This window comes from Syntrophotaleaceae bacterium (assembly GCA_041390365.1).
In the GTDB taxonomy this organism is placed as follows: Bacteria; Desulfobacterota; Desulfuromonadia; order Desulfuromonadales; family Syntrophotaleaceae; genus JAWKQB01.
On sequence record JAWKQB010000003.1, the window covers coordinates 967,250 to 993,512 of the forward strand.

General features: G+C 56.7%; 24 protein-coding genes and 1 tRNA gene. 14 read left to right on the plus strand and 11 right to left on the minus strand.

From position 1 onward, the window contains the following. The first annotated feature begins 115 nt into the window (after window positions 1–115). From moaC to R2940_16695, 5 genes are all read left to right on the plus strand, one after another. Window positions 116–598 carry a cyclic pyranopterin monophosphate synthase MoaC gene (moaC, locus tag R2940_16675; protein MEZ4601425.1) on the plus strand — a complete coding sequence of 161 codons (483 nt, stop codon included), beginning with the start codon at window positions 116–118 and terminating at the stop codon, window positions 596–598. 67 nt (window positions 599–665) lie between these two features. Further along, entirely contained in the window at window positions 666–1,190 is a 525-nt protein-coding gene (locus R2940_16680) for a hypothetical protein (protein ID MEZ4601426.1), read from the plus strand. Between the two features lie 85 nt (window positions 1,191–1,275). Next, window positions 1,276–1,632 (plus strand): RNA polymerase-binding protein DksA, encoded by a 357-nt coding sequence (dksA, locus tag R2940_16685; GenBank protein MEZ4601427.1) that lies wholly within the window; start codon window positions 1,276–1,278, stop codon window positions 1,630–1,632. Window positions 1,633–1,678: 46 nt separating this feature from the next. Then, a complete protein-coding gene (locus tag R2940_16690; GenBank protein ID MEZ4601428.1) occupies window positions 1,679–4,000 on the plus strand; it encodes an ATP-binding protein in 2,322 nt (773 codons plus the stop codon). Between the two features lie 35 nt (window positions 4,001–4,035). After that, window positions 4,036–4,111, plus strand: a tRNA-Ala gene (locus R2940_16695). Window positions 4,112–4,248: 137 nt separating this feature from the next. On the opposite strand, the gene R2940_16700 is transcribed toward R2940_16695, so the two are convergent. The 11 genes from R2940_16700 to R2940_16750 all read right to left on the minus strand — a co-directional run bounded on the left by R2940_16700 (window position 4,249) and on the right by R2940_16750 (window position 16,017). Continuing rightward, on the minus strand, window positions 4,249–5,397 hold the full coding sequence (locus R2940_16700) for a Fic family protein (protein MEZ4601429.1): 1,149 nt from the start codon (window positions 5,395–5,397) through the stop codon (window positions 4,249–4,251). 346 nt (window positions 5,398–5,743) lie between these two features. Continuing rightward, on the minus strand, window positions 5,744–7,735 hold the full coding sequence (locus tag R2940_16705; GenBank protein ID MEZ4601430.1) for a hypothetical protein: 1,992 nt from the start codon (window positions 7,733–7,735) through the stop codon (window positions 5,744–5,746). Between the two features lie 690 nt (window positions 7,736–8,425). Continuing rightward, on the minus strand, window positions 8,426–8,584 hold the full coding sequence (locus R2940_16710) for a hypothetical protein (protein ID MEZ4601431.1): 159 nt from the start codon (window positions 8,582–8,584) through the stop codon (window positions 8,426–8,428). A gap of 254 nt (window positions 8,585–8,838) precedes the next feature. Then, a complete protein-coding gene (locus tag R2940_16715; protein MEZ4601432.1) occupies window positions 8,839–11,283 on the minus strand; it encodes a DUF3987 domain-containing protein in 2,445 nt (814 codons plus the stop codon). Further along, on the minus strand, window positions 11,273–11,548 hold the full coding sequence (locus tag R2940_16720; protein MEZ4601433.1) for a hypothetical protein: 276 nt from the start codon (window positions 11,546–11,548) through the stop codon (window positions 11,273–11,275). Before R2940_16720 ends, R2940_16715 begins: the two co-directional genes overlap by 11 nt. A gap of 11 nt (window positions 11,549–11,559) precedes the next feature. Beyond that, window positions 11,560–11,790: a hypothetical protein gene (locus tag R2940_16725; GenBank protein MEZ4601434.1), complete on the minus strand. Its 231-nt coding sequence runs from the start codon at window positions 11,788–11,790 to the stop codon at window positions 11,560–11,562. Between the two features lie 138 nt (window positions 11,791–11,928). Continuing rightward, on the minus strand, window positions 11,929–12,702 hold the full coding sequence (locus tag R2940_16730; protein MEZ4601435.1) for a hypothetical protein: 774 nt from the start codon (window positions 12,700–12,702) through the stop codon (window positions 11,929–11,931). Window positions 12,703–12,984: 282 nt separating this feature from the next. Beyond that, window positions 12,985–13,314: a hypothetical protein gene (locus R2940_16735; GenBank protein MEZ4601436.1), complete on the minus strand. Its 330-nt coding sequence runs from the start codon at window positions 13,312–13,314 to the stop codon at window positions 12,985–12,987. Between the two features lie 105 nt (window positions 13,315–13,419). Beyond that, on the minus strand, window positions 13,420–13,716 hold the full coding sequence (locus R2940_16740; protein MEZ4601437.1) for a hypothetical protein: 297 nt from the start codon (window positions 13,714–13,716) through the stop codon (window positions 13,420–13,422). A 77-nt stretch (window positions 13,717–13,793) separates the two neighbouring features. Further along, window positions 13,794–15,053, minus strand: coding sequence for a site-specific integrase (locus R2940_16745; protein MEZ4601438.1), 1,260 nt, complete (start codon window positions 15,051–15,053; stop codon window positions 13,794–13,796). 403 nt (window positions 15,054–15,456) lie between these two features. Continuing rightward, window positions 15,457–16,017, minus strand: a complete 561-nt coding sequence (locus R2940_16750; protein ID MEZ4601439.1) for a DUF882 domain-containing protein — start codon at window positions 16,015–16,017, stop codon at window positions 15,457–15,459. A 705-nt stretch (window positions 16,018–16,722) separates the two neighbouring features. Between R2940_16750 and R2940_16755 the strand changes: the two genes are divergently transcribed. The 9 genes from R2940_16755 (at window position 16,723) to R2940_16795 (ending at window position 26,263) form a co-directional block, all read left to right on the plus strand. Next, window positions 16,723–17,511 (plus strand): hypothetical protein, encoded by a 789-nt coding sequence (locus R2940_16755; GenBank protein ID MEZ4601440.1) that lies wholly within the window; start codon window positions 16,723–16,725, stop codon window positions 17,509–17,511. Then, a complete protein-coding gene (locus tag R2940_16760; protein MEZ4601441.1) occupies window positions 17,508–18,113 on the plus strand; it encodes a hypothetical protein in 606 nt (201 codons plus the stop codon). Before R2940_16755 ends, R2940_16760 begins: the two co-directional genes overlap by 4 nt. After that, entirely contained in the window at window positions 18,110–18,784 is a 675-nt protein-coding gene (gspM, locus tag R2940_16765) for a type II secretion system protein GspM (protein ID MEZ4601442.1), read from the plus strand. The genes R2940_16760 and gspM overlap by 4 nt, the downstream gene beginning before the upstream one ends. A 160-nt stretch (window positions 18,785–18,944) precedes the next feature. Beyond that, window positions 18,945–19,142 carry a hypothetical protein gene (locus tag R2940_16770; protein ID MEZ4601443.1) on the plus strand — a complete coding sequence of 66 codons (198 nt, stop codon included), beginning with the start codon at window positions 18,945–18,947 and terminating at the stop codon, window positions 19,140–19,142. Between the two features lie 24 nt (window positions 19,143–19,166). After that, complete coding sequence (gene mshL, locus R2940_16775) at window positions 19,167–20,870, plus strand: pilus (MSHA type) biogenesis protein MshL (GenBank protein ID MEZ4601444.1); 1,704 nt, start codon at window positions 19,167–19,169, stop codon at window positions 20,868–20,870. A gap of 168 nt (window positions 20,871–21,038) precedes the next feature. After that, entirely contained in the window at window positions 21,039–21,899 is an 861-nt protein-coding gene (locus R2940_16780) for an AAA family ATPase (protein ID MEZ4601445.1), read from the plus strand. Beyond that, window positions 21,896–23,284 (plus strand): tetratricopeptide repeat protein, encoded by a 1,389-nt coding sequence (locus tag R2940_16785; protein ID MEZ4601446.1) that lies wholly within the window; start codon window positions 21,896–21,898, stop codon window positions 23,282–23,284. Before R2940_16780 ends, R2940_16785 begins: the two co-directional genes overlap by 4 nt. Continuing rightward, complete coding sequence (locus tag R2940_16790; protein ID MEZ4601447.1) at window positions 23,281–25,065, plus strand: ATPase, T2SS/T4P/T4SS family; 1,785 nt, start codon at window positions 23,281–23,283, stop codon at window positions 25,063–25,065. The genes R2940_16785 and R2940_16790 overlap by 4 nt, the downstream gene beginning before the upstream one ends. Next, window positions 25,037–26,263: a type II secretion system F family protein gene (locus R2940_16795; protein ID MEZ4601448.1), complete on the plus strand. Its 1,227-nt coding sequence runs from the start codon at window positions 25,037–25,039 to the stop codon at window positions 26,261–26,263. The genes R2940_16790 and R2940_16795 overlap by 29 nt, the downstream gene beginning before the upstream one ends.

Sequence of the window (26,263 nt, forward strand, 5' to 3'; positions counted from 1 at the left end):
ATACCAAGTGGTGCTTGGAGCGTGGTGAGAATTTTTTCGTTGTCCGTGAAGCGGTAGCGTAATGATTGTCGTTGTCATAATCGTAATCGGGCAATAGTTTCTTTAAGGAGCAATGATGAGCGATAAACTGACCCATTTTGACGAAGAGGGAAAAGCTGTAATGGTAGAGGTGGGGGACAAGGCCCCGACCCATCGGGTGGCCGTTGCCCGGGGAGAGGTGAGGATGCAGGAAGCGACCTTGCAGCGCATTCTCGAGGGGGACATGTCCAAAGGCGACGTGCTTGCCGTTGCCCGTCTAGCCGGCATCATGGCAGCCAAAAAAACACCTGACCTGATCCCCTTGTGTCATCCGTTGCTGCTGACATCCATCTCCATCGAATTTTTTGCCCACACGGGAGAAGGGCGGATTGAAATCGAGGCCAGGGTCCGGGTCACCGGACAGACCGGGGTGGAGATGGAGGCTTTGACCGCCGTTGCCGGCGCTGCTCTCACCATATACGATATGTGCAAGGCGGTGGACAAGGCAATGGTGATCAGCGAAGTCCGTCTGATGGAAAAGCACGGCGGTAAAAGCGGCTCCTTTGTACGGCAGGACTGAATGGCCTCGGCGATGGTGACGACTAGACTTGGCCTTTAAATTGCATAGCTGCTGCAAGGAGTAAAAAATGGCGGAGAAATCGACCTTTGGCATACGGCGGGCATTCCAGGTACCTTTGGGTTTGCTGCTGGTGTCTCAGGCGAGCATGCTGGGTATCGGTATCGTCCGGAATCAGGCTCCTGGGAGGCTTATCGCAATAGGTGTGATAGTTCTGCTCCTTGCCGGACTTTTTACGGAGAACCTTTTTCGTCGAATCGTGCTGGATCAGGAGTCGATAACGGCTTTTCGGTGGTTTCGGCGCAGGATCCTCCGTTTTTCCGACCTCACCGCCCTGGAGGCCGTTGTCATGCGGAAGCGGGTTTTCACTACCCTCTGGGTAGACGACAGATTTTTGTTGATCTCCAATGCTTATGAACGTTTTCCGGCACTGTTAGCCGCCCTCGTCAACCGTGCTCCAAAAGAGGCTGTTGCGGAAGAGGCACTTCGCCTGGCCGGGGATCCGCCTCGTTATAATGGTCATGTCTTCTTCTGCTGGGTCGCGCTGCTGTTTTCCCTGCTCATACTCTGGCAGCAGTTGACAGGACATTTTTGAGGCGATTGCGGGCCCCCAATTTAGTTGACTTGAAGATGGTTTTCATTTAGATTTACAGTTCCAAAATGAGCAAGGGAGCAGCAGTATGGACCAGGCAAAAATTGAAGAATTCAAGGCGATACTTGAGTCCCAACTGGAAGCGTTGCTAAAGGATGCCGACAAAACCGTTTCGGAAATGACCGATGAAAACGGGAATTTCCCCGATCCCACCGATCGGGCATCCTTGGAGTCCGATCGCAACTTCGAGTTGCGCATCCGGGATCGGGAACGCCGTTTGATCATGAAGATTCGAAGCGCTCTTGAACGAATCGAAAATGGAGAGTTCGGTACTTGCGAGTGCTGTGAAGAGCCGATCGGTGAAGCCCGGCTTCATGCCCGGCCGGTGACGACTCTCTGTATCGAGTGCAAAACCGAGCAGGAGCGCAAGGAGAAGATAGGCTGAAATTTCCGGTTGCCGATCGTTCTGGACCCCGCGGTGAAAGGTTGCCATGACGCTGGACTGGCACAAGGTTTTGTGCGAGGTTGTCGGAATCGTCAACCGGGAGCAAGAAGATTTTCCCCGAGTTTTCCAAAAGGCTCTGGCTTTTCTGCAAGAGGCGCTTCCCGTCGACGAGGTGGTGCTGCTCCTCATGGACAGTTTCGAGGGTCCGGTGTCGCAGGTTATTCCCGCTGCCGGGCCCGTCCTTTTTAATCCCAGTCAATTCGCCGGGCGTGCTGTCGACCCCATGGCCATGGCTTCGCCGGGTTCGGTGGTTCGAAACGGCTGCCAGGTCCAATGTGCCGCCGGTGAAACGGGGCGAGGTTCTACCGTCCTCTCCCTGTCCCTTCCCCCTGACTTCCCCTGCTCTCCCCAATTTGAGGCCCTGGTTGGCGCCGTAACCCTGCTTATGCACAACAGGTCGATGCAGTGGCGGATGAGGCGCGAACCCGACTGGGCTCGTACAGCAGGTCCGCTTTCCCTGCTCGCGGAACTGGCGCGCAAAATCAACCAGGCCCGAACGATGAACAGACTGCTGCAGGCGGCCTCTTTCCTGCTCCAGACACGGCTATCGCTGGGCGGCGTTTTTCTGAGGCCGCTGGTTGGTGGAACCGTGCATTCGGCACCCGTTTTCCATATTGCGGGCCATTGGGCCGTCTGGGAAACCCGCATGCTGGAACTGGAGGAACAGCTGGCCTTCAGGGTTCTGGAGAACGGGGCCGCCTCATCCGCGCAGGAAGAGATCTGCGAAGATCTTCTTGCCGAATGGTCGGGGCCGGAGGTCAGGGTCCTCCCTCTCGTCCTTGGAAAGGATCTCTGGGGGGTTATGACGGTTTTCGGAGAACAGGCTGAAAAGACACAAAGCTCTCCCGGTCCTCATCACGAGGTGCTGATGGCAGTTGCCGAGTTGCTCCCGCTGTCAATGGAAAGGGTGGCGGCCCTGGAGGAACTCAAGGCCCTCTCGGCGGAAAACCTGCGCAAGCTGGAAGAAACGTCCCTTCTCTACCGGATTTCCCGTGCCATTCACAGCACTCTGCGGCTTGATGAACTGATCCATCTGATCCTTTCGGCGGCGACGGTTGAGGGAGGGCCGGGTTTCGAAAGAGCCATGCTTTTCATGGTCAATGAACGAAGCGGAATATTGCAGGGCATGCTCGGAGTAACCCGGGAGACGGCACCGGTGATTCTGCCGATCGATCAGGCGCTTCTGGCCTGGGAGCGGCCGGAGGTCGGCGAAACGGCCCGGGAGGCTCAACGGCAGGCTCCCTTCTGCCGTCAGGTGATGAAGCAGCGCCTGCCCCTCGACCCGTCAGACAATCCCCTGGCCAAAGCTGTGCAGGAGAAGCGGGTTGTATTCGTGCCGACACCCCAGTCGGAAACGACTTCATTTGAGGAACTGACCCGGGTCCTCGGCCTGGCACCCTGTGCCTGTGCCCCTTTGCTCGGGCGCAAGAGGGTTCTCGGCGTACTGGTGGTCGACAACCCCAGAAGCGGCACCGAAATTCATCAGGAGCGCCGGCATTTTTTGGAGCTGTTTGCCAATCAGGCAGCGCAGGCCATGGAAAACTGCCTGCTTTTGCATCGTCTCGAAGAGTCCCACCGCGACTTGCGGGAGACCCAGGAGCGGATGATTCAGGGAGAAAAAATGGCCGCTCTGGGAGAGACGGCTGCTTCCGTGACCCATGAACTGCGAAATCCGCTCGTGGCCATTGGCGGCTTCGCTCAGCGTCTGGCAAAGATCGGGGCGGAAGGGAGCAGTGAAAAGGAGTACAGTGCCATCATCGTCCGGGAAGTCCGCCGTATGGAGGAGATGCTCACGAATATCCTCGCCTTTTCGCGCAAACAGATGCTCTGTATCGGCGAGTGCCAGATTGAAGCAATCATCGAAGAGGCACTGACCCTGGAGGAGGACGCCCTGCAGCGGGCGGGAGTCCAAGTGGTCTGCGAAATTGCCGAAAACCTGCCTGTCGTTCGCGGGGACGAACAGAAGCTGCGTCAGGTGCTCGTGAACCTGATGGCCAACGCCCGTCAGGTCATGATCTCAGGGGGCCGATTGACCATTCGTGCCTACCCGACCTTCCTGAGGGGCGATCAGGCGGTTGCCGTGGAGGTCGAGGATACCGGAGGCGGGATTTCCCCCGAAGTCATGCGGAACATCTTCAACCCTTTTTTCACCACCCGCGAAAGCGGCACCGGGCTTGGCCTCTCCATCGTCCACCGGATCATTGAGCATCATTACGGTGACATAGAGGTGCAGAACCGGGAAAAGGGCGCCCTGTTCATCGTGCGTCTGGCCGTCGATGGAGTTCCCAAGGCCCTTCCTTTTCGTTGACAGCCCCCGTTTTCCTCGTATATTCTCCCCGATGTGGGGCTGTAGCTCAGCCGGGAGAGCGACGCGTTCGCAATGCGTAGGTCGGGAGTTCGATCCTCCTCAGCTCCACCAATAAAAACAGGTACTTACGGAATTTTTCCGGAGTGCGTGTTGCTGTTTTTGGACCTAATTTGGTCTTGAGGTGCCAAGATAGGTGCCAAGATTTTTTTTCGTCCTCCTTGGGCCGGAAAAAGAAAAGGCCCTTGCAATTACTCCTGATAAGTAATTTGGACTATTTCCGGAGAGTAGAATGTTTTTTGCGGAGCATCCGAAAATTCAATAAGAATTCCTGCTGATAACAATTTATCAACATCGGATTTTGCAGTTGGATAGGTGACATCATGTTTTTTTGCTATCCATGGTATTGTGACAACGGGCGATATGAATAAATCGTCGAGTATCATTTGAAGCCTATAGCTACCACCAACTTCATTTATTCTTTCCTTGTAAGAATGACCTAGTTTCAGTAGTTTGTCACATCTTCCTTCTGTGTCTTTTGCTGTTTCAACTACCCCTTTTAAACAAAATTCTATCCATCCTTTCCAGTCACCTTTACTGCTAACATTAAAAAGTCTGTCAATATATTCATCTTTGTTAGAATCATAATAGGAACTCATGTAAAGCCACTGGCTGGAAAGATTACACCACTCAGCAATTGTCAGAGAAAGCAACAAGCGACCGACCCTTCCATTTCCATCTCTAAATGGATGAATTGTTTCAAACTGATAGTGAGAAATAAAAGATTCAACCAGTGGGTCATATTGCTTCTCGGAATGAAGGTATTTTTCAAAATCATCCAGTAAGTCTTTCAAAAAATGATGGGGCGGAGGAACAAATCTTGGCGGCCGCCCAATTTGAACTTGGACTCTTCTAAATTCCCCAGGCTCACTATCAGATCCTCTTACGCCATCAAGAAGGATTTTATGAAGCTCTCGAATCAATCTTTGCGACAAGGGGAGGTCATCGTGAGCCTCGAATCTTAATCTAAGGGCTTTTCCGTAATTGAAAATTTCCCTTTGGGCGTTTACCGGGTCTGCCTCTGATTTTGGATACTGAGGATCAATCTGGAAAAGCAACTGCTGCTCAGGCGTTGAATAAGTGCCCTCCAGACTCGATGACCGGAGAGCCTCCCTATTTTGCAAAGGTCTTAGCAATAGCTGGGGGTTAGGAAGATGCTTGCCTACCCCGTCAAGACTTGCCAGAGCTGTTCTTGCCTCTACCAAAAGAGGCCAAAGTTTTTCCGGCCACTTCCAATTAATTGGTAATTTGGCAGGAATAAATGCATGAGTAGCTCCAGACACCCCCTGAATGGGGTAAAGCTCACCCGATTTTTGGGGACCAAATTTATTTGTATCCATTTTTCTCCTGCTCCCAGGGGGAAGTTTCTTTTTTCCAGGATAATCAGGTCCGCTATTATGGCGGCCTTTATTCTACACGAAGTGAGTTAAAATAAAAGCCGTTTTTCTTTAACCTATAGAGCCGCGTTTAAAGTACCCTTTAAAACCCCTTTAGCGCGCCAAATACCACGACCAGGAAATATTTTCCCCTTTCATGCTCTCCCTGGTCAGGCCTTTGTGTAGCCGCAAGATGTTTCCCATGACGCTGAAAAAAAACCCTCCCGCAGTGACTGGAAGGGTTTTTTGTCGACAGTTGCCACGTGCCGCTCCAAAAACAAGTAAATGGCCTTGAATCTGGAAAGTTGCTCTACCTTGCCATGCCGCTGCTATTGCCTGCCTGCGCCACCCGCACCGCCTCTTGCTCGATCTGCCGCGCGCGCTCCGGATTTTCCTTGGCATACTCCGCCAACACCTGCGGGTCCTGCGCCGCGTCCGGCCGCTGATAGCGATGTGTTGCCCACTGACGGAAATCCTCCCAGACCCCCGCAACCTGCGCCCCAAGCAACTGCGCAGGCGTAATTTTCCACACCGCCGCTAGCCCCTTGCCCACCATCTTCAACTGCCAGTTGCGGTCAAAACCGCTCTGATCCATGGCCCGGTTCATCCCGGTATAAATCTGCCCCTGCACCTTGTGCGGAGTCGCCTCCTTTGCCAGCCCCTCCAGATATTCAGCCTTGCGCGCCGCGCTCGCCTCGGCCGCCTTGCTCCGCACTTCCTGCGCCCAATACTGGTAGCGCACCTGCTCTTTCACATCCTCTGGAGCATCACTGGCCAAAAACAGCTTCGCCTCCTTCACCCGGGCCGCCTCATCGGGAATAGACTTCAGCGCCTTTACCACCTTCGTCGCGCTCGCCTCGGCCTGTTCTCCCCCCGGCAGGCGGGAAAAGGCCGTTCCGCCGCCACCATTTCCGGCCGTCCGTCCTTCCTTTCCCGACAGCTTGCGCGCCCAATACTGGGTCCTCTCCGCGATAAACCCTTCCCGCGTGCCGCCCGACTGGGCAAAATCCGATCCATCCGACGAAAACCAACCTGCCTTGTTGGCCGCCTCCTTGCGGGCGATCTCTTCCGCCTTCTTCAAAACCATCGGGTCAAACACCTCCGGCCCCTCGATCGAACCAAAGGCCTGCTGTATCGCCAGGATCGGCGACAGGCCCTCCTCCACCATCAGCCGTTCACCCTCTTGGATCGCTCGCAGATAGCGCTTCTGGGCCGCCTTCGGCAGCTTGTTCAGATAGCGGTCTTCATCTACCCGCTGATTACCCATCGCATCTAATCCGAAATCCCCGTCATCGATTCCGTAATCGGTAATCATCAAACGCAGCGCCATCTGGTGTAGCTCATCATACAAATGCGACTTCACCCCGCCGCCACTGCCGCCCCTACCTCCGCTAGCCATGCCACCCATAGGTCCATGAATCTGACCCAACACCTCGCCGCTGTTTTCGTCGTAGAGGTAGCGGCCGGCATTATCCGAGCCGCCTTCCTTTACCTTGCGTTTCGTCTCCTGGATCAGTCCCCGCGACTTCAGATAAGCCTCGGCCCCCTGCAGGGTCTGCAGCTGCCCCACCAGGTAGGGGAACACCTCCTCCATGCGGAAATTTTTCACTTCATTATCACCATCCTCCACCGTGCCACTATTGACCGTAGCCGGAGCGCGGTAGACCGACCCATCAGCTTTGGTAATCTCCAATTCCGCCATAAAGCCGTCCCCTTGCGGCGATGGTACCAACCGGTTGAAGCGCACCTTCTGCGCCCCGTACTTCTGCCCGCGGGCGTCCAGCTCAGGTTCAAAGGCAATATTGGCGTTTTTCAAAAGGTCGTCATGATCAAAAGTACCGGTATGGAGCTGCTTAAAGATATTCTCCGTCGCTTCCCGCCGTGCCGTCACAGTCGGCAGGTGGTAGAGATCGGACAGCTTCTTTCGCAACCCGTGCTTCACCGGTTCCAGGCGGGTCAAAAGCGCTTGCACCTCCTCCGCCCCCCATTCATCCTTGCCGGAGGCCTTCATCTGCCCTGTAAATTCCAGCAGGATTTGGTCTGCCTTCTGCCGTGCCCCGGCAATATCTTCATCCCGCCAGCCCTCCACCTGGCGACTACGCTCCATCTGGGTCCAGGCCGCGTTATCCTCTGACGTCCGCTTGTTCATCTCAAACTGCTCGGCCGCTCGCGACTCCTGATTCTCCGCCATCCGCCGTTGAAACTCCCGGTCCTCGCGCCGGGCGTCCGCCTCTTTAGCCTGATAATCCATGCCCTTCAGCTTCGCAAAAACATCAACGGCCCTCGCTATCGGGTCTGCCATGATAACCTCCAAAAAAAATGATTCGTGCCAAAATTTTGATCACCCGGGCAATCGGATCAGTTGTACTGTCCGCCGCCGTACCTCTTCCCAACATTGAAGATCCTTCAACTCCTGCCATGGTCCTCCCTCCTTGCGTAGCGGCCGCAATAGCAGCAGCCCCTGTTGATTGCCTGCTCGCCGTCGAGTAACCACCTGGTAAACATCATTTTCTTTTCCTCCTTCCCCCGCTCCATCCATTCTGCCGGCACAACTACCGTTTTTCCTGCTGTCAACCGGACATCATCCGCAGCATCCTTGGTTCCACTCCTTCAGGATGAACCCCTTTGGGTCTTCTACTGTGGGCCATCAGACAAAAATGCTAGTAATTGTCAGCATTTTTCATCAATCCGAACAGGCTTTAAGGGCCTTAAGGGCTCTAAAGTGTCGATTCGAAAGCAATGCCTTTACCGCGTGCCTTAAAGCCCTTGTGGAATATCTTGTGCTTTTGCGTAGGGCTTTAAGTTTTCCATTTAATTCTAGGTACTTATTGGACTTAAAACCTTAAAGCCCTTAAAACCCTGGAAAGAAGGGTTGTAAATAGACAGGGAGGAAAACTTAAAACCTTAAGATAAATAAGGTATATAATAATATTTTTTATATAAAATATAATAAAATCAATAACTTGCACTCCGTCCCTTTCCGTTTTCCTGGTCAGATTCCGCTCAGACTCCTGAGCCCCTCTTGCCTTCGCAGATCCTCAAGCAAAGCGCCCAACTGATATTCTTTGGCGGCCTCCTCTTCGGCCTGCTCCCTGGAGAACCCGCCATCGAATTCCTTGATTGCTGCACGCTCCGCCCACTGCTCCGCCATAACTCGGAATCGCTCGGAAACGTCTCCTTTCGTCTCTTTTATTTCCCCCTTTGCGGGCTTTAAGGGCTTTAAGGTCTTATGTCTATCTAAGTTACCGGAATTACATAGAGTTTTGCTTAAATCCCGCTGGGAACACGGCGAGTGCTCTAAGGGTTTTAAGGGGTCCGTTTCCCCTGTCACCTCATCCTTAAAGCCCTTGGAGCCCTTAAGGGAGCGGGTCTTGTATTGTCGCCAGTCGGTCGCCGTCATTTCTGTTACTTCCAGAGCGCCGGATTGACGATGAACACGGTGGCGGCTCTCCCTTTGGTCTTTTCTTTTCCAGCGGCCGAAATGATGGCCCGCTCCTCCAACTCCTGAAGAGCCTTCTCGAATCGGTCCGGCTTCCCGGTAAACCTTCCCTTGAACTGGCGATAGGCAAGCCCCTTCCGGAAGCGGCACATGCGCTCCTCCATGATCCAACGCAAGATCGCCTTGGCGTCGGCCGTGGCCGATTCGCTTTCCATCATGCCGAAGGCGGCCCGGGCGTGCTCGATCAGCAGTGCGCATAGGTCCAGAGCCCGTTCTACGGTTTCCGCCTCGATCTGCGCCGGCGGCTTGCTGCCATGCTCAACCAGGTGAAAGCCCCCCGCGATTCGTAGCGCCGCGCCGGGGAGTTTTCCGGACCAATCCTGAATCGGTTCCAAGTCGCCGTTTTCGCCTTGGCGGCGCTCGATCATCTCGGCAAAGGCATGCCAAGAGTCCAGGGCCTGGGGGGTCAAGGTGAGTCGGCGGGGGATCTCGCGCCCCTCGCTCATATTGGGCGGAATCTCAAGCAGGTCGAAAAGCCCATCCCGGTAGCGCCTCACAACGTCCGCCGAAATGTGATGCACGGCCCGAACATCGCGGCTGCCAATGTTCGATCGGGGGACCGCGAACAGGAAACGGGCCAGGGTGCCGTTGCCACGGAAACGGCGCTTGCCGCCGCTGGCCAGTTCTGCCAGGATCTCCGGCTGCACCGCCAAGCCGAAAGTCAGCGCCGGTGCTTCGAGGTGAGCAGCCCGCCCTTGCCGATCCACCCGGACGGCTCGTCCAGCGTGCCCCTGAAGGAAAATATCGAGGTTTGCCGTCCCGCCACTGTAAAGCCCTGCCATGACTTCAAAGATTCCGCCTTCGTCGGTCAGAACGGCCATGCGCTCCCCGTGTTCCACAAGAAGCGATTGCAGCCGTTCCGGGGTGGTGTCCCCGGTCCAGAGCCGGGGAGCGCGCAGCTCCTCGGGAATCTCGCCTTCGAGCCGCTCGATCTTCTGCAATACCTCCTCAAGCCGCTCCTGGCTTTCGGCGTTGGCCGCATCCTTGGCCAGCTTCTCCTTACGCTTCTCCAAAGCATGGCGCTTAGCCGCTACCCGCCGAATCTCCGGCCCCAGGCGCTCGGCCTCTTCCTTCTCCCACTCGATCAGCGGGCCGGTCATGGCCGAAACAACGGCCGTCTTCCTGCTCCCCGGGGGAAGGGCGGTTGCCGTCCACAGGTTTAGGGGCTCAGAGTAGCCGCCGTCATGGGGAGCCACGTCAAAGCGCTTTGCCACGGCCGTAGCCACCGCAGCCAGGCCTAGCAGCACCGCCATGGCTGGAGGGGTTTGGGTATTGCGGGCAACGGCGCCGGCAAACTCGCCCAACCAGGACGGCAAGAGTTCAGGGGGAATATCGGGAGTGCGGGATTCATCGAAGAGCAAAGGGCGTTCGATTCCATCGCCCTCGCTGTCAGGCTTGGCCTCTGTAGTGTTTTCTTGGTCGGGAGGGGGCTCAGATATGGGGGAGGCGGCTCGTTCAACGCAGAGCCGTACCGCCTCCATTCCGGAGAGTCGGGCCAGATCGTTGCTATCTGTATCTTTGCCGCCTCGCTCCGTCCCGGAAAAGTCGGGGACGGCCAGAAGACCGCCCACGGCCCTGGCCGCTTCAGTCGATTTGGCAATGCCCGGGTTGCCGGGGGTGGCATGGTCGTCATCGGCCACGATCACCAGCCGCCAAGCCGGATACTTGGAGCGCAGCGCCTGGCAGACCGGCAGCAGATTCCCCGCGTTGAAAGCAACAGCAACGGCATGTCCCGTCGCTTCGTGCAGGGTGCACCCCGTCGCCCACCCTTCGCAAACTACAACCGTCTTGTCTTTCGGCTTGCCGATTCCGTGGTAATTGCCGGCAATCTCTGTGCCGGTTTTGAACTTCTTTGCTCCATCGGGTCCAATGAACTGCAGCCCCTTCAAAGCACCGGCAGAGTTCCGCACCGGGATCAGCAGGGAACCCCGTAGCTGCTTTGCTCCAGAAGGCTTGATTCCCTTAGCGACCACATAGGCATGTTTTGCATCCACATCGCGGGCACGCTCCCACAGTTTCGCCGATATCTCCGCCGCCTCTTTGGCCATCCTCTGCCGCTCGGCCACAGCCTGGCGGCGCAACTCCTCAAGCCGCTTGCGCCTAGCTAGTTGCTCCGCCTGATCAAGCCTGCTTTCACTTCGGACCCAGAAGGTAGTTTGCTCTCCGGAGACGTGATTCCAGACATGCCCCCCTTCTCCATCGGGGAAAAGCTTGATCCTCCCGGCGCTATTTGAGGAGCCTTTTCCCTCCACTGGCACCTTGTGCCATCGCCCATCAGCCGGAACCGGCCGCCACTGGATACCGACAGATTCAGCAGCGGTCCGGCCTGCTTCGAACAAGTCAGCGTCCATGTCCCCCTCCCCATGGTTTCCCGGTTCGGGCAACTTCACGAACCTGGCGATAAAGCCAGCTTCTGTTACTTGCAAACCGCCGAACCTCTTGAAATAAGCTGCCGGCGGCAAATTTCGTAATCACGCTTTCGGTCGCTTCGTTCTTCGGGAAGGTGAATTCGACTAGCTCCTTGCCGGGACGGATTTCGGAAGGCTTCGCATTCAAAGCCACCATCAGCGCCGCCGCCAGTTCTATGTCTGTTGTCGTGAATTCTAAGTGTCTCATGTCGTGCCCCCTCAGTTGATCCGCGAAGAGCGGGAGCGCAGCCACGCAAAGAAGGACTTCGAGGGGTAGCAGACCTTTCCGTTGACGGTGAACTTGTCGGGAGGTCCCTGGCCCAGGCTGTCAAGGTTGGCCAGGCTTTTAGGAGAGATAGTGAAGCTCGATGCTTCACCGGCTTTGGGCCTAGGAACCGCCGGACGGCCCCAGGCTGATTCCATTTCGTCGAAAATATCAGGTTCGGTCATAATTGGCTCCGTCGTGGTTAAGGTTTCCTTGGCGTCCCAAGGGATTCCTGCCGTCGGCGGAGCCATCTAGCCATAAAAAAAGCGCCTGGAAAATCCGGCGCTTTGAATTTGTATTTTGAATTTGGAAAGTGCCGGGATCTACCGGCGAAGGGACCTGTCTGCCTTTGTGAAGGCCACTTCCTCGCTGGTAAAGATCAAGGGAAAGCGGTGGTGGAGTAGGGCGGCAATCTTTCTCGCCGACTGAATTTTAGAGCCGAGGACAGGACGCAAAACTTTATCAAGCCCCAAAATGCAATCTCTCCAATGGTGAGAGGAGCGCTTCAGGGGACGACTCCCTAGGTAGTTGTATGGATTGAAAGCATCACAACTGACAACATATTGAAAATAACTCATCCGGTCATCGTCCGGACTGTCATCATCGGCGAAAGGGGATGAGCAATCTAAATACTCCAGATCAAGCAGCGGCTTGAACATCCCGAAAAAGAGCGCTTTTGCATAATAGTTATGCGCCGATTTCAGGAGCGATTCAATCATCCCGGAAGCCTCATATCCTTCTTTTTCGGGTAGATAACATTGAAGCGCCTGCCCCATAGAGGAAATAAGGCTGTTTAGGGCTGTCTGAACCCTACGTTGTTCCTTCGTGAATTCGTTGTGCCGAGCTTTGATTTCTGGGAAAGGTCCGTTTTTGTCGAAACGGGTAATTCCATAATTGAAATTTTTTTGGCTCTCAAGACAGTGGATGCTGACACCTTCCAGAATTTCTATGATCCTGGTAACATCAATCCCTTTGCCTTCCAATTCCTTCAGTAGCGTTTCAAGCGACTTGGTGTGCTTCTGCTGGATTCTCCGCTGTTCCCGTACGTGCTGCCGCAAATCCTTTATCCGAGATTGAGGAAAGGAAATTCTATTCATCCCCGCACCTCCTGCAGTGCGCCCTGGTGAAAGAATCGCGGGAAACGGGGCCAGGAAACCCCGCTTGTCGTCTGGCCGGACTATCCCGCGTATGTAGTCAATCTTTGTGGTGGTAAATCTCTATCCTCTCGGAAGGATTGAAAGGATCTTTCTCCGGCTCAAAAACCCTTGTGAACTGAATTTGGTGGATGTGCTGCCGCATTCGTTTTCTCCTCACCCTCTGCAGGTGGCGCAGGGAAAAAACCAGGGTGATAAACCCAGTCGCGGCAACAAGGAATTTCATTATGTCTTTCCTCGCAACTGGCGTTCAAGGTTGTCTGCTCTCTTTCTCATCCTGTTGGCCGATGCATGGTTTCCCGCCGCCGCCAACCGGGCCGCCATCACCCGCATGTACAGAATTTTCCGCTCCGCTTCCGGCAACAGCCGCTCTGCCATTGCCAACTCACGGTCGCTTATGAGAAATGAACCAGGCCAACCCTCAGCGGGGGGTGGTTTATACACTTCCGGTTGCACAAACACGGCAGGCTTTTCCTTCAGCGCTTCCAATAACAAGGCCATTTCTTCACGCACCACCCGGCGCACGATCGCTTCAACCTCGTCCGCAGTTACCATTTAATCATTTCCCCACCACACATTCCGGTGTGACACTCAGCCTTTAGCATGCCGCCTGTGCCCTGGCAACATCGCGGCGCGCCAACAGCAGTTGTCTAGGTCAAACTACAGATCGTCTTCAAAAGGGATGGATTTCCCAGCCACCCATTCTCCCTTAGCCTCCCTATTCCTTGCAACGAATTCTTCCCATGAATTTCTCAAGCAGATCTTTTGCATAATGTAGGCGTGACCCAATTCGCTGAGTTGGCGCATAGCCAAAATGAACTCTTTTTCCGCCATGCTTACTTTGATGAGGATGTCCCTCTCTGGAACGGTCAGTTGTTTCGAACGCCGGTCTTTCCGAGGGAGCAGGGTACCGCCCTTGCACTGTTCCTTAGACTTTGCTACGGTCGTTTCAGCCATGGCCTTGCCTCCTTGTCAGGTAGGGTTATGGTCAGGCCCGGTTGGGTGTTGCGATCACCCTTCCGGGCCGCTTTGCCTTATCGCCGATCAGAAAAATTTACCACCTTGGCCGCTCCTTTTTCGTGAATGATCTGCTCCAAGTGCTCAGCCCATCGAATCAGAGCGGTCCGCTTTTCAGCATCAAAGTCATAACGATTATAAGTCTTCTCCAGCCGGCCCACAGAGTGGTTAACTACCCGCTCCCGATCCTCACGAGGTATGCGCAGTTTCGCCATTCCAGTAACCGCTGAGCGCCGAAGGTCGTGCGGCCGGAAATGTTCAATACCGATTCGGTTAGCGGGGGGCGGATTCTCCGCCTTGTGTGCCGCCTGCTTCTTGTTGCGCCCCTCCGCCCCTTTCACCTTGTCGGCATGCCCTCCAAGAATATTCCTCCGCAGGGACAAGGCCAGGGCATTCCCCGCCATATGCTGGCCGTCATCCTTCGGGCTCGGAAAGATAAACCCGCAGTCTGGAACTGTGCCGATCAGGGAGAGAGCAAGATCCGTCAGATATACCCGGTGGGCATTTTTGTTCTTCGAGCGCTCGGCCGGGATTGTCCACCATCGCCCGTCGATCTCGCGGGAATGCATGCCGATCACCTCCCCCGGCCGCTGTGCCGTTACCAGGATAAGCCTTAGCGCCCGGCTCATCTCGGGGGACATGGAAAGCCCCTGCCGGCTCTCCAGGGCAGTCCAGAAAGTCTTGATTTCGGCATCGTCAAGAACGCGTTCGCGGGGGGTGTAGGGCCTCGGCGGGTCCAGCAGAGCAAAGGGGTTGTTTTCGGTATACTCCCACTTGATCGCCATGTTCCACATCTTCCGGGCCTTGGTCAGCACGTTGAATGCCTGCACCGGAGCTCCTCGCCCGTCGATGGCATCGAGCAGCGCCTTGGCGTCCCGGCGGGTCACGTCCTTGACTTTCCAGGAGGACCAGGGTTTCAGATCCTTACGCAGCGCCCGCTCGTCCTCTTCCCAGGATCTTTTTTTCCGCTTGCTGTGGTCCTTGATGAATAGGTCGATCAGCTTTTCAACCGTGATTTCCCTGCGGCTCTTGGCTTCCTCCTCAGCAACGGCTCGGCGCTCAATCTCCCGTTCGTCGGCCAGACAAAAGGGTCCGCTGCCGGCGCGATGATTCGCCCGGTACTCGACGATCTTGTTCTCCGCCTCCAGCTCCGTCTTCCCCTCGCTGGCCCAACCCAAGGTTTCGGTATACGTCCTGCCGGCGATGGTGTAGCGCAGGACATATAGCCGATCACGCTTTACGCCATGCTTACGATTGGGGTGCTCTTTGTAGAACACGCCTTTCCGTCCTGTCGGTTTCAATCCATCTCGAAGGCCCATAATCTCCCCTTTATTTAGGTGCCAAGATAGGTGCCAAGATTTTACAGGAAATGAGGGGTTAAACAGGGATGGTACGGGAAGAAGTCTACAGTTAAGATACCGAAATTTCAAGCATAAACTTGATATGCAGGGAAGGGGCGGGAATGCAGATTATCGCATTCGCAATGCGTAGGTCGGGAGTTCGATCCTCCTCAGCTCCACCAGTTTTCGCAAAGGTGTAAGAAAGCGTCACGCCGAAGAGCTGGAGCTTGCGCAAGCATCCTGCATTGCCCCACCCGCAAATATTCAATGTTTAAGTAAAAAGCCCTTCCACAAGTGGGAAGGGCTTTTGTTTTTCCTGATTCTGCTCCTGGAACTGCTCTCACCACCGCCTTACCGGTCCGGTGTCCAGATGCACGAAATTGGAGGTGGGATAGTACCCGACGCCGCCCGCCTCGAGGGCAAGGGCAGCTTTTCTGAGATCGACCAGGTGGCTGCCCGGCACCCGGACATCGACTGCGCGGCCGACCAGGTGCAGGCTTTTCTTGGCTACGCCACTCGAACGGCTGCGCAGCATGCTGTTGGTCTCAGGGGAGCGATAACCCGAGATGATGTGAAAGGGGCGATCCGTCCCCAGTTTCTGCCGGACCGAAAAGAGCTGATCGCACAGCAGAGGATCGATGTCCGCGGTTTCATTGTTCCGGAAATCCCGCAGTAAATAATTGATATCTCTCATCGTTTCGGGCAGATAGCGTCCATCGGCCCAGAAAACAACGTTTTTGAGTTCTTCGCCGGTATGAGTATTGTAAAAGGAAAGAGTTTTTTCCCTGCTCCGGGCATTTTTGAATTGTGCCCATCCTGAGACAGGAAAGGCCAGAGTGGCTGCGCAGGCAAGGCCAAGTTTCAGAAATAATCGGCGATCGAAAGTGTTTTTGTCGGACATGGCATAATACTCAACGGCAAGGGCGAAGATTTATTTCAAGTTGTCGGTACAGTGGAAGCGAAAGGTACGGAATCGATGAGCAAGATACATGCCACCGATTTTAATGATAGTACGTGAGGCTACCAGAAACGAATTCGTTTTTCCAGGTTTTCTTCGGCATGAGCAATCAGTTTTACATTGAAGCATTCCAAAAAGAGATTAGCAATCCCTTTTTCCCGGCCATTTTCCTTTTTTCTGCAACCCTGCTTTTTCGTCAAAATACTGACATTTGTCTCATTCCTAATGTTTAATTCAAGCGTAACATTTTGAAATTAAATGTAAATTTTAGCTTGTTAATCTTGGTCTGGATTATGCAAAGGGCTGATGGTGGGATGCCGGTGCGGGGTAAACACGTACAAAAATCAAAAGCCCTTTGGCGGATGGTGACGGAACTTTGACTTTCAGGTAAAAGGAACTTGAAGAAAGTAACTGAAATCACTACAATCCTGGAAATTTAATCCCCGGCAGGAGGAGGCTGGGAACCTTCCTTCCGGGTGTTCGGGATCGGAATTTTCAATGTTGAAGCTTCTTTCGAAAAAAATTATGTCCGGCTGCGAAACGATCGGTTTCTCCCGAACGGATTCAGGGCTGGCTGTTGCCCATGTGTGGAGGCAGGGTGGTGGAGCGAAGCCTCGCCTGACGTTTTGTGACTATTCATCTGGGGAAATGACTGCGATTGAGACTCGGCTGCAGGAGCTCTGCCGCTCTCGGGGCTGGTCTTCGATTCCTGCGGTGTGTGCTCTCGATTTTGGCGGCTACCAATTGCTGCAGGTGGTTCCGCCCGAGGTGCCCGACAATGAATTGCGGGAGGCCTTGCGCTGGCAGATTCGCGACTTGATCGATTTTCCCCTCGAGGAAGCAGTCATCGATGTTTTTCATGTGCCTCGTGGCAATCAGCGGGAAAGGGCACGAACCGCTTATGTTGTGGTGGCTCAGCGGAACCTGATACGGCAGCGGGTTGCGCAGATGACGGATGCCCGTTTGAAAGTCCAGGCAATCGACATCCCGGAGCTCGTTCTGCGCAACCTGGCCTGCCTGTTCCACGATACGGACCGTGCTGCGGGCCTGCTCTTTTTCGGGCCCGATTCCGGTCTGCTCATCGTCACTCGGGGCCAAGAACTGTGTCTGGCCCGCAACCTTCCCGTCGGCGTTTCCCTCTTGCAGGAACGGCCGGATTTCCTGGAAAGGACCGTTGAGACTGTCGCCCTGGAAATTCAGCGGTCTTTCGATTTCTATGAAAGAAGCTTTGCCCAGGCGCCGATCGCTTCTCTTGCCGTGGCTCCTCAAGATTTCGACACCGAGCCGCTTCTTGCCGGATTGCGTGCTTCCCTCGGCATCGAGGTGAGCAGCCTGGACCTGGAGAAGTTTCTGGAGTGCCCTGATCCTCTGCCACCCAATGCCGGACAATGCCTGCTGGCCATAGGTGCCGCCTTAAGAAACGAGGAGGAGGGGTGAGACAGCAGATCAATCTCTATCAGCCGGAGCTCTTCGAAAAAAAAGTCCCTTTCTGCTCCGGCATGATGGCTTTGACGCTTGCGGCTTTTTTCTTGCTGCTCCTGGCCGTCGGCGCGGCCAGTTCCTGGCGGCTGTCCCGACTCGAATCAGAACTGGCCGGATTACGGGAAAGTCAGGACGCCGCCACTCGACGCATCAGCGACTATCAGCTCCGATATCCGCCTCGGGTAGCCGATCCTGAGCTGATTCAGAAAATCGAGAAGATGGCGAGCGACCGGCAGGCCAGAATTGCCCTGCTGCAGATGTTGACCAGCGGCCAGCCGGGTAACAGCCAGGGGTTTTCAGAACATCTGACGGGTCTGGCACAGCAGGATCTTGCATCTGTATGGTTGCGCCGCATTCGGCTCGCCGCCGGCGGCGATCAGCTGCTGCTTGAAGGCAGCACCACCCGCGCGAGCGACGTGCCGCTTTATCTGCAGGGACTGACCCGGCAGCAGGCTTTTACCGGGCGGGAGTTCGAGCATCTGCAGTTGAACCGTTCGGAAAAATCCTCCCAAGTCATAGATTTTTTGCTGCAGACCAAACAGGAGGAGAAACCATGAAGGTACCGGAGCGGATCAGCCGATGGGCACTCTGGCTCGATCAACGCAGCATGCGGGAGCGCATCCTGCTGGTGTCATCGGTTCTGGTGCTCGGGATCTTTTTCAGCTACGTCCTGTTTTTCAAGCCCCAGGAAGTCAAGAGGGCTGGGATCAGAACGCAAATCTCCGATTTGAAGGTCAGCCTCACCGAAATCAACAGCCAGGCCGAGGCGATCAAGGCTCGGGCAAAGGAAGACCCCGATCGGGAGTATCGAGCGAGACAGCAGATGCTGCAGATCGAGATAGAAGATCTCGATGGCCGTCTCCGGGACCTGACCATCGACCTCATTTCCCCGCGGGATATGGCCGATGTGCTTCGCGGACTTCTAAACCGTCAGGAGGGGTTGAAGCTGGTGAGTCTCGAAAACCTGCCCGCGGTCGAATTGCTGCCTGTGTCCGAAAACGAAGCCGGGGTTCAGGATGGCGACCGGGTGAGCCTCTACCGACATCCGGTGCGCATCGTCCTGTCCGGAACCTATCTGCAGGCGGTGGAGTATTTGCGGGCACTGGAGCAACTGCCTCGCAAACTGTTCTGGGACGAGCTGGAAATTGTCGTGACGGAACATCCCCAGGCGGAAATTTCCCTGAGAGTCTACACCCTCAGCCAAAGAAGGGGGTGGATCGGTGTTTAGGCTTAAGAGGCGGTTTACAGGATGTCTGGCCTTTCTGGTTTTAGGCCTCGGATTGGGGGGCCACGCATTGGCTCAGGCACCCTTGGCCGACCCGACCCGACCTCCGGTTTCGACATCAGGGGATCTGACCGGGTCGGTGCAAAGAACGACGAAATGGACATTGACCTCCACCTTGATCGGACCGCAACGCCGGGTTGCCGTCATCAATGGACAGCCCCTGGGGGTGGGAGGAATCATCGACGGCGCCGTGGTTGTTGCGGTGGAGCCCGGAAGGGCGTCGCTACGCCATGGCGATCGGATAATTCAGGTGGAGCTGATGGCTGGAGCCGTTAAACGAGCGGCGAAACCGGTGAACTGAAACGAAGGAAACGTGGGAATGCGGATGAACATAATCTTGTTATGCCGGATAATGGCCGGCCTCGCCGGAATTACACTGATTGCGGCAGGCTGTGCACCAAGACCGCGTGGTGATTTGCCCCTTGGGCAATTCGAGCAACAGCTGACAGCTGAACATTCGGCCCCGACGCCCCTGCCCGAGGAGGTGGCCGAGGCTCTGTTGCCTTCCGATGCCGGAGAGCAGAAGCCGGCTTCGGCTCTGAACGAGGAACCCCGGTTCGATGTCTCCGCCAGAGAGGTTCCCGCCCGTGAATTTTTCATGGGACTGGTGGAGGGAACTCCTTACAACATGGTGGTTCATCCCGCGGTTACCGGGACCATCTCCCTCTACCTCAAGGGAGTGACCATCCACGAAGTCATGGATATTCTGCGAGATGTGCACGGTTTTCATTACCAGCTGACCAGGACGGGATTCCAGGTCATGCCGGCTGTTCTGCAAAACCAGGTGTTCTACGTCAATTATCTCAATCTGGTGCGCCGGGGGCTGTCGCAGACCCGGGTCAGTTCCGGTCAGGTGTCGGAATCGGGAAAAAAGGATGAATACTATGGTACCGACGTGGTGGTAAAGGGGGACGATGAGGATTCCGCCATGGTGTCGGGTAGCCGGATAGACACGGCAACCGTAGCCGATTTCTGGAGCGAATTGAGTATTGCTCTGACCGCCATGGTCGGCCAGGAACAGGGACGCCGGGTCATCATTCAGCCTCAGGCCGGGGTGGTACTGGTCCGTGCCCTGCCCGACGAACTGCGGGCAGTCGAGCATTATTTGGCTACCATCCAGGGCAATCTGCAGCGGCAGGTGATTCTCGAGGCCAAGATTCTCGAGGTGGAACTGGGGGATGGCTACCAGGCCGGTATCAACTGGGCTGTCCTGAGCGGCGACGTAACGGTCGCTCAGATGCGGGGCGACATTTTCGCCGACAACGGCATGGGTGATATCGTGGGCAGCGAGGGTCCCGCAGTTTTCTCCGGTCTGGCTTCCGGAGCTTTCGGCGGCATTTTTAGCGCTGCCCTGGATTTCGAAAATTTCCAGGCCTTCATCGAGCTCCTCGAAACCCAGGGGGATGTTCAGGTTTTGTCCAGTCCGCGCATCGCCACGGTGAATAATCAGAAAGCAGTGATCAAGGTCGGGTCCGATGAATTTTTCGTCACCGACGTCTCCAGCGATACGGTCACCGGAACCGCTACCACGACCTCTCCGGAAATTACTCTGACGCCCTTCTTTTCCGGTATTGCCCTCGACGTGACGCCGCAGATCGACCCGCGGGGCAGGGTCACCCTGCATATCCATCCCACGGTCAGCGAAGTGACCGATCAGACAAAAAACATTACCGTGGCCGGACAGACCCAGACTCTGCCGCTGGCTTTCAGTACGGTCCGCGAATCGGACAGCATCGTGTCCGCCGAGAGCGGGCAGATCGTGGTCATCGGAGGACTGATGAAGGATCAGGTGCAGAAACGGGATGCCGCTGTTCCTCTGCTCGGCCGCTTGCCCGGGGTCGGCGCCTTTTTCCGCCACACGCAGTCCATTTCCAGAAAAAGCGAACTGGTGATTCTGCTCCGCCCTCTGGTGGTGGGACCGGAAAGTTGGGAGCAGACCCTCAATTCCACCCGGCAACGTTTCAATCATCTGGGGAGGGAATTCAATAACGAGTGGCGTGGCGGAAAATTCGCCCGGCCGGCTCGCTGACGGTGGTAGGGGTACCTTTTCGTTGTCGTGTCGTTGTCGTAATCGTAGTCACGGTAGAGCACTCTGCCAATTGCTCGTGATCAAATTAACATCTTCTCGATCACGACTTACGACAACGACAACTGTTCAGCTATCGCTTCACTGACAACGAGGGAACAACGGAGATCCATGTACCGACAGCATTTCAAACTGACAGCCAGACCCTTCGGCCTGACACCGGACGCAGATTTTCTTTTCGAGCACCCCGGCTACCAGGAAGCGCTGAACGTACTGCTGGTCGCCCTGGAGAGCGAGGAAGGTTTTATCAAGATCACCGGCGAGGTCGGCACCGGCAAAACCTTGCTCTGCCGCAGCTTGCTGAATGGTCTGGGTGAAAAGTGGGTCACGGCCTACATCCCTAATCCCATGCTGGAACCTCATGTACTGTACCGGGCGGTGGCCGACGAAGTGGGTGCCCGACAGGGCGGGGAACCGGATTGCCACCATGTGCAGAAGATTATCGTGCAGCGACTGATCGAACTGGTTGCCGATGGTCGCAAAGTGGCGCTCTGCATCGACGAGGCTCAGGCCATGCCGGACCGGACTCTCGAGGCACTGCGGCTGCTGAGCAACCTGGAAACCGAAAAGCAGAAACTGCTCCATATCGTGCTGTTCGGTCAGCCGGAGCTGGATGATCGTCTGGCTGGTTACGCCCTGCGCCAACTGCGCCAACGCATCGTTTTCAGTTATCGCCTGCCGGCCCTCGGGCGGCAGGAGGTCGCGGGCTATATCGATCATCGCCTGCGGGCAGCCGGATACCAGGGGCAGGGACCGTTTACTCCGGGCGCTTTGAACCGGCTCTGGTTCGCCAGCCGCGGCATTCCCCGGCTGGTCAATATTTTGGCTCACAAAGCGATGCTGGCGGCTTACGGTCAGGGAAATGACAAAATTCGGGTCAGACATGTCCGCCGTGCCGTGGCCGATACTGTGGATGCCCGCCGAAACCGGCTGGGTCTGCCCCTTTGGGGATTTTGGGGGGAATCGGTTTGAGCCTAATCAACCAGATGCTCAAGGAGCTGGATAAACGAACACCTTTGGCAACCGAGGCTGAGAGCGGGTTGCCCGGCGGGGTGGTTTCGGTAGAGACGCGCCGCAGCCGGGGCAAAGTTGTTTGGGCGGCTCTGATAGTGGTGCTGCTGGTTGGTGGCAGCATGATCTGGTTTTTTTGGCCTGGTCACCCTGCTGAGGAAAGGATCGGTTCAATCACGGCAGCCCCTCCGGAAAACTCCTCAGGTCCCTCGGCCATTTCGCCGACTGCTCCAATGCCGGAACAGGTCCCCGCTGAAGTTGAAAAAAAACCGCCCATTCTCGAAAACCTGCAGTTTTCAGGGAATACAGAAGGGCTTCAGGTGGAGCTGGTCTTTTCCAACATGCCGAACTACCGATTGATCCGGGATGATCAGGGCAGACAGCTGGCGCTGGAACTGCCGGCAGAAACGGCGCCACCGGCCCTGCCGGATACGTCCGGATTGCCCCTGCTGCTGAAAGTGGCCTACGAAAAGAGCGAGGGAAGGGCAAGACTGGTTTTCGTCTTTGACGAAATCTGCCGCCACGACGAGCTGAGTCTGACGGCGAACCCTGGGCAAGAGGGGCAGACTTTGCGCTTCATGATCCGGCCCGATGCTGCCGCCGCCCATCAAGAGCCGGTTACAGAACCGGTCGTTGCGGAAACCCCTGTGGAGCCGGCAGATGCTGATCAGGGTCATGTTCCCCGGAGCGAGACATCCGTAGCACCGGAATTTATCCTTCAGGCGATTCAGACCACGGCCGGGGAACAGTCCGAAATAATCTGCCGGGACGGCATCAGCGCTTTTCAGCAGGGGCGGCAGCGGGAGGCGGAGACCGCCTGGAGGGCGGCCCTGGCCATCGATCCGGGGCATGTCCGATCCCGTGATGCTTTGATCCACCTTTTGTTGCAGCAGGGCCGCCAAAGCGAAATCAAGTCTCTGCTGATTGAGGGTGTGCAAAAGGTTCCAGGCCATCTTCCCTACCGGCTCCGGTTGGCCCGCCTTCTGATCGACGAGGATGCCCTGTCCTCGGCCCGGCAGGAGTTGATCCGCGAGCCGCGTCCTTCCCTGACTGAGGCGCCTGACGTCTATGCCATGCTGGCAACTGTCAGCCAGCGGCAGGGACGATACGACGAGGCGGCCGAGATTTATCGATCATTGGTGGGCTTCAGGCCGAAAAATGGCGTCTGGTGGATGGGACTTGGCATTGCATTTGAAAGATCAAATTCATTAGACAAGGCAATGGAAGCTTACCAAAAAGCTCTTTCAGGTGAAGAGTTGTCCGACGGACTCCGGAATTTTATCCGCCAGCGGCTGGCGGTCCTGGGCCAACAGGCATCACAGGAGCCGGACAAGGAACGATCATGACCGTACGCAAGAAAATCCGCATCGGCGAGTTGCTGGTGCGGCACCAGATCATCACCGAGGAACAGCTGCAAACCGCTTTGACAGAACAGAAGCGATCCGGCAGCAAACTGGGGCATGCCCTTGTCGAACTGGGCTATCTCAGCAAAACCGGATTCCTCAAGTTCCTTGGCCAGCAGTTGCAGGTTCCCTATATCGACCTGCGGCATTACCAGTACAAGGATGAAACCGTGCGCCTGCTGCCGGAGATCCACGCCCGGCGGTTCAGGGCCATGGTGCTGGCTCAGGAAAAGGACGGGCTGCTGGTGGGCATGGCCGATCCGACCGATATTTTCGCCTTTGACGAGTTGCGCAGGATTCTCCAGAAGCCGATCAACCTGGCCCTGGTCGGCGAGGACGAACTGCTCGACATCGTCGACCGTATCTACCGCCGCACCGATGAAATCAGCCACATCGCCGGGGAACTCAGCGAGGAGCTCGGCGAAAGCGGCATCGACCTGGAGTCTCTGCTGTCGGACAGCGGGATCGAGGACGCTCCGGTGGTGCGCCTGCTCCATACCCTGTTCGAGGATGCCGTACAGATTGGAGCTTCCGACATTCACATTGAACCTGACGAAACGGTGCTGCGCATCCGCCAACGCATCGACGGGTCACTGCACGAGCAGGTCATGAAGGAAAAGCGCATCGGCGGGGCGCTGGTATCACGGTTGAAGCTGATGAGCGGTCTCGACATCTCGGAGCGGCGGCTGCCGCAGGACGGCCGTTTCAACATCCGGGTAAGGGGGCGCAGCGTCGATATCCGTCTTTCGACCATGCCTCTGCAGTTCGGCGAATCCGTGGTCATGCGTCTGCTCGATCAGTCGGGCGGTCTGCTCCGGCTGGACCAGATCGGCATGTCCGAGTCCATGCTGCGGCAGTTCCGCAGCCTGGTGCAACGACCCCATGGACTGGTGCTGGTGACCGGACCGACTGGCAGCGGCAAGACGACGACCCTGTATGGGGCTCTCAATGAGCTCAACGACTCCACCAAAAAGATCATTACCGTGGAGGACCCGGTCGAATATCGCCTTCCGCGCATCAACCAGGTCCAGGTGCAGAATCGCATCGATCTATCCTTCGCCCGGGTTTTGCGGGCCGCCCTGCGTCAGGACCCGGATGTCATCATGGTCGGGGAGATGCGCGATCAGGAAACCGCCGAAATCGGACTGCGCGCCGCCATGACCGGGCACCTGGTGCTGTCCACCCTGCACACCAACGATGCCGTGAGCACCGCTCTGCGCCTGTTGGACATGGGCGCGGAAGGCTTCGTGGTCGGCAGTTCGCTGCTGGCCATCCTGGCCCAGCGCCTGGTGCGCCGCATCTGCGAAGGCTGCAGCGAGGAGGCTCCCCTTGATGTCACGCAGCGCAATTGGCTGACCGCCGTGGTCGGTCCGCAGGCATTGGCCAAAGTGTTCCGCCGTGGCTCCGGCTGCCACCGCTGCCACAATACCGGTTATCACGGGCGGATCGGGGTCTTCGAGCTGCTGCGGATCGATGCCGACCTGGCCGATGCCCTGCGTCGCAATGACAGCGCCGGTTTTGCCCGCATGGCCCGGTGCCAGGCAGGATTCAAGCCGCTGACAATGTCAGCTTTCGACTATGCATGCCAGGGGCTCACCAGCATGGAAGAGGTCATGCGCCTGGCCGGGCAGATCGAGGAATTCGATGCCGTTGCGGAGACGACGGCCGATTACCGCATGAACGAGGAGTTGAGGGATGCCCCAGTTCCGGTACCAGGCCCGTAGTGCCGCAGGAGCCCTGGTCGAGGGGGCGATGGAAGCGGTCAGTGCCGCCACGGTGGCTGACCAGCTTGTGGCGGGCGGGTCGATCCCAGTGCGCATCACCGAGGAGGCCCGGAAGGTTTCCGGCCATTCGGTTCGGCAGTGGCAGTTCGGTGGCAGGCAAGTCGATGCCGACGACCTGATCCTGTTCTGCCGCCAGATGTACAGCCTGATCAAGGCCGGCGTTCCCATGCTTCGTGCCCTGCGGGGGATGGCGGAATCGGCCGGCAAACCGATCATGGCAGAGACGCTGGTGGCCATCCAGGAGGACCTGGAATCGGGCCGCGACCTGTCCGGTGCTCTGCGGCGCCACTCCAGCATCTTTCCGCCGTTGATGGTCAACATGATCCAGGTCGGCGAAAGCAGCGGCAGGCTCGATCAATCGTTCGATGAAGTGGGCAACTATCTGACACGGGAGAAGCAGACCGCCGATCAGATCAAAGCTGCCCTGCGCTATCCGAGTTTCGTGATCGCGGCCATTGCCGTGGCCATCTCGGTCATTACGCTCTTTGTCATTCCGGCTTTCGAGAACCTGTTCAAGGGGTACGGCGCCCAGTTGCCCCTGCCCACCCGCATCATCCTCGGCATCTCCAATTTCGCCGTCAGCTGGTGGTGGGCGATCCTGGTTGCCCTGATTGCGGGGATTTTCGGATGGCGGGCCTGGGTGCGTACCGAAGGGGGCCGATTGAAGTGGGACCACTTCAAACTTCGCCTTCCGGTTGTAGGCAGCATTATCCATCGCGCCACCCTGGTCCGGTTCTCCCGGGGGTTGGCCATGGCCCATGGCGCAGGCGTGCCGCTGATTCAGTCTCTGGCCCTCACGGCGCAGGCCGTCGGCAACAGCTTCGTGTCCCTGCGGCTCGGAAAGTTGCGGCGGGGCGTCGAGCGCGGCGACACCCTGACCCGCAGCGCCGCGTCCAGCGAGATGTTCACCCCCCTGGTGCTGCAGATGCTGGCCGTGGGCGAGGAGACGGGCTCGGTCGATACCATGCTGCTGGAGGTGGGCGATTTCTACGAACGGGAGATTGAGTATGACATCAGCCGCCTCTCCAGCGTCATTGAGCCGATCCTGATCATCATCATCGGCGCCATGGTCCTGGTGCTGGCGCTGGGGGTATTCCTGCCCATGTGGGACATGGCGACCGTTATGCGCCGGGGATGA

Coding starts and splice junctions, on each gene's coding strand:
- R2940_16680 (MEZ4601426.1), top strand. CDS start 666: ATGGCGGAGAAATCGACCTTTGGCATACGGCGGGCATTCCAGGTACCT.
- R2940_16750 (MEZ4601439.1), bottom strand. CDS start 16,017: ATGTCCGACAAAAACACTTTCGATCGCCGATTATTTCTGAAACTTGGC.
- moaC (MEZ4601425.1), top strand. CDS start 116: ATGAGCGATAAACTGACCCATTTTGACGAAGAGGGAAAAGCTGTAATG.
- R2940_16790 (MEZ4601447.1), top strand. CDS start 23,281: ATGACCGTACGCAAGAAAATCCGCATCGGCGAGTTGCTGGTGCGGCAC.
- R2940_16700 (MEZ4601429.1), bottom strand. CDS start 5,397: ATGGATACAAATAAATTTGGTCCCCAAAAATCGGGTGAGCTTTACCCC.
- R2940_16780 (MEZ4601445.1), top strand. CDS start 21,039: ATGTACCGACAGCATTTCAAACTGACAGCCAGACCCTTCGGCCTGACA.
- R2940_16740 (MEZ4601437.1), bottom strand. CDS start 13,716: ATGGCTGAAACGACCGTAGCAAAGTCTAAGGAACAGTGCAAGGGCGGT.
- R2940_16720 (MEZ4601433.1), bottom strand. CDS start 11,548: ATGAGACACTTAGAATTCACGACAACAGACATAGAACTGGCGGCGGCG.
- R2940_16710 (MEZ4601431.1), bottom strand. CDS start 8,584: ATGGCGGAGCAGTGGGCGGAGCGTGCAGCAATCAAGGAATTCGATGGC.
- mshL (MEZ4601444.1), top strand. CDS start 19,167: ATGAACATAATCTTGTTATGCCGGATAATGGCCGGCCTCGCCGGAATT.
- gspM (MEZ4601442.1), top strand. CDS start 18,110: ATGAAGGTACCGGAGCGGATCAGCCGATGGGCACTCTGGCTCGATCAA.
- R2940_16715 (MEZ4601432.1), bottom strand. CDS start 11,283: ATGGACGCTGACTTGTTCGAAGCAGGCCGGACCGCTGCTGAATCTGTC.
- R2940_16735 (MEZ4601436.1), bottom strand. CDS start 13,314: ATGGTAACTGCGGACGAGGTTGAAGCGATCGTGCGCCGGGTGGTGCGT.
- R2940_16730 (MEZ4601435.1), bottom strand. CDS start 12,702: ATGAATAGAATTTCCTTTCCTCAATCTCGGATAAAGGATTTGCGGCAG.
- dksA (MEZ4601427.1), top strand. CDS start 1,276: ATGGACCAGGCAAAAATTGAAGAATTCAAGGCGATACTTGAGTCCCAA.
- R2940_16755 (MEZ4601440.1), top strand. CDS start 16,723: ATGACTGCGATTGAGACTCGGCTGCAGGAGCTCTGCCGCTCTCGGGGC.
- R2940_16795 (MEZ4601448.1), top strand. CDS start 25,037: ATGCCCCAGTTCCGGTACCAGGCCCGTAGTGCCGCAGGAGCCCTGGTC.
- R2940_16725 (MEZ4601434.1), bottom strand. CDS start 11,790: ATGACCGAACCTGATATTTTCGACGAAATGGAATCAGCCTGGGGCCGT.
- R2940_16705 (MEZ4601430.1), bottom strand. CDS start 7,735: ATGGCAGACCCGATAGCGAGGGCCGTTGATGTTTTTGCGAAGCTGAAG.
- R2940_16690 (MEZ4601428.1), top strand. CDS start 1,679: ATGACGCTGGACTGGCACAAGGTTTTGTGCGAGGTTGTCGGAATCGTC.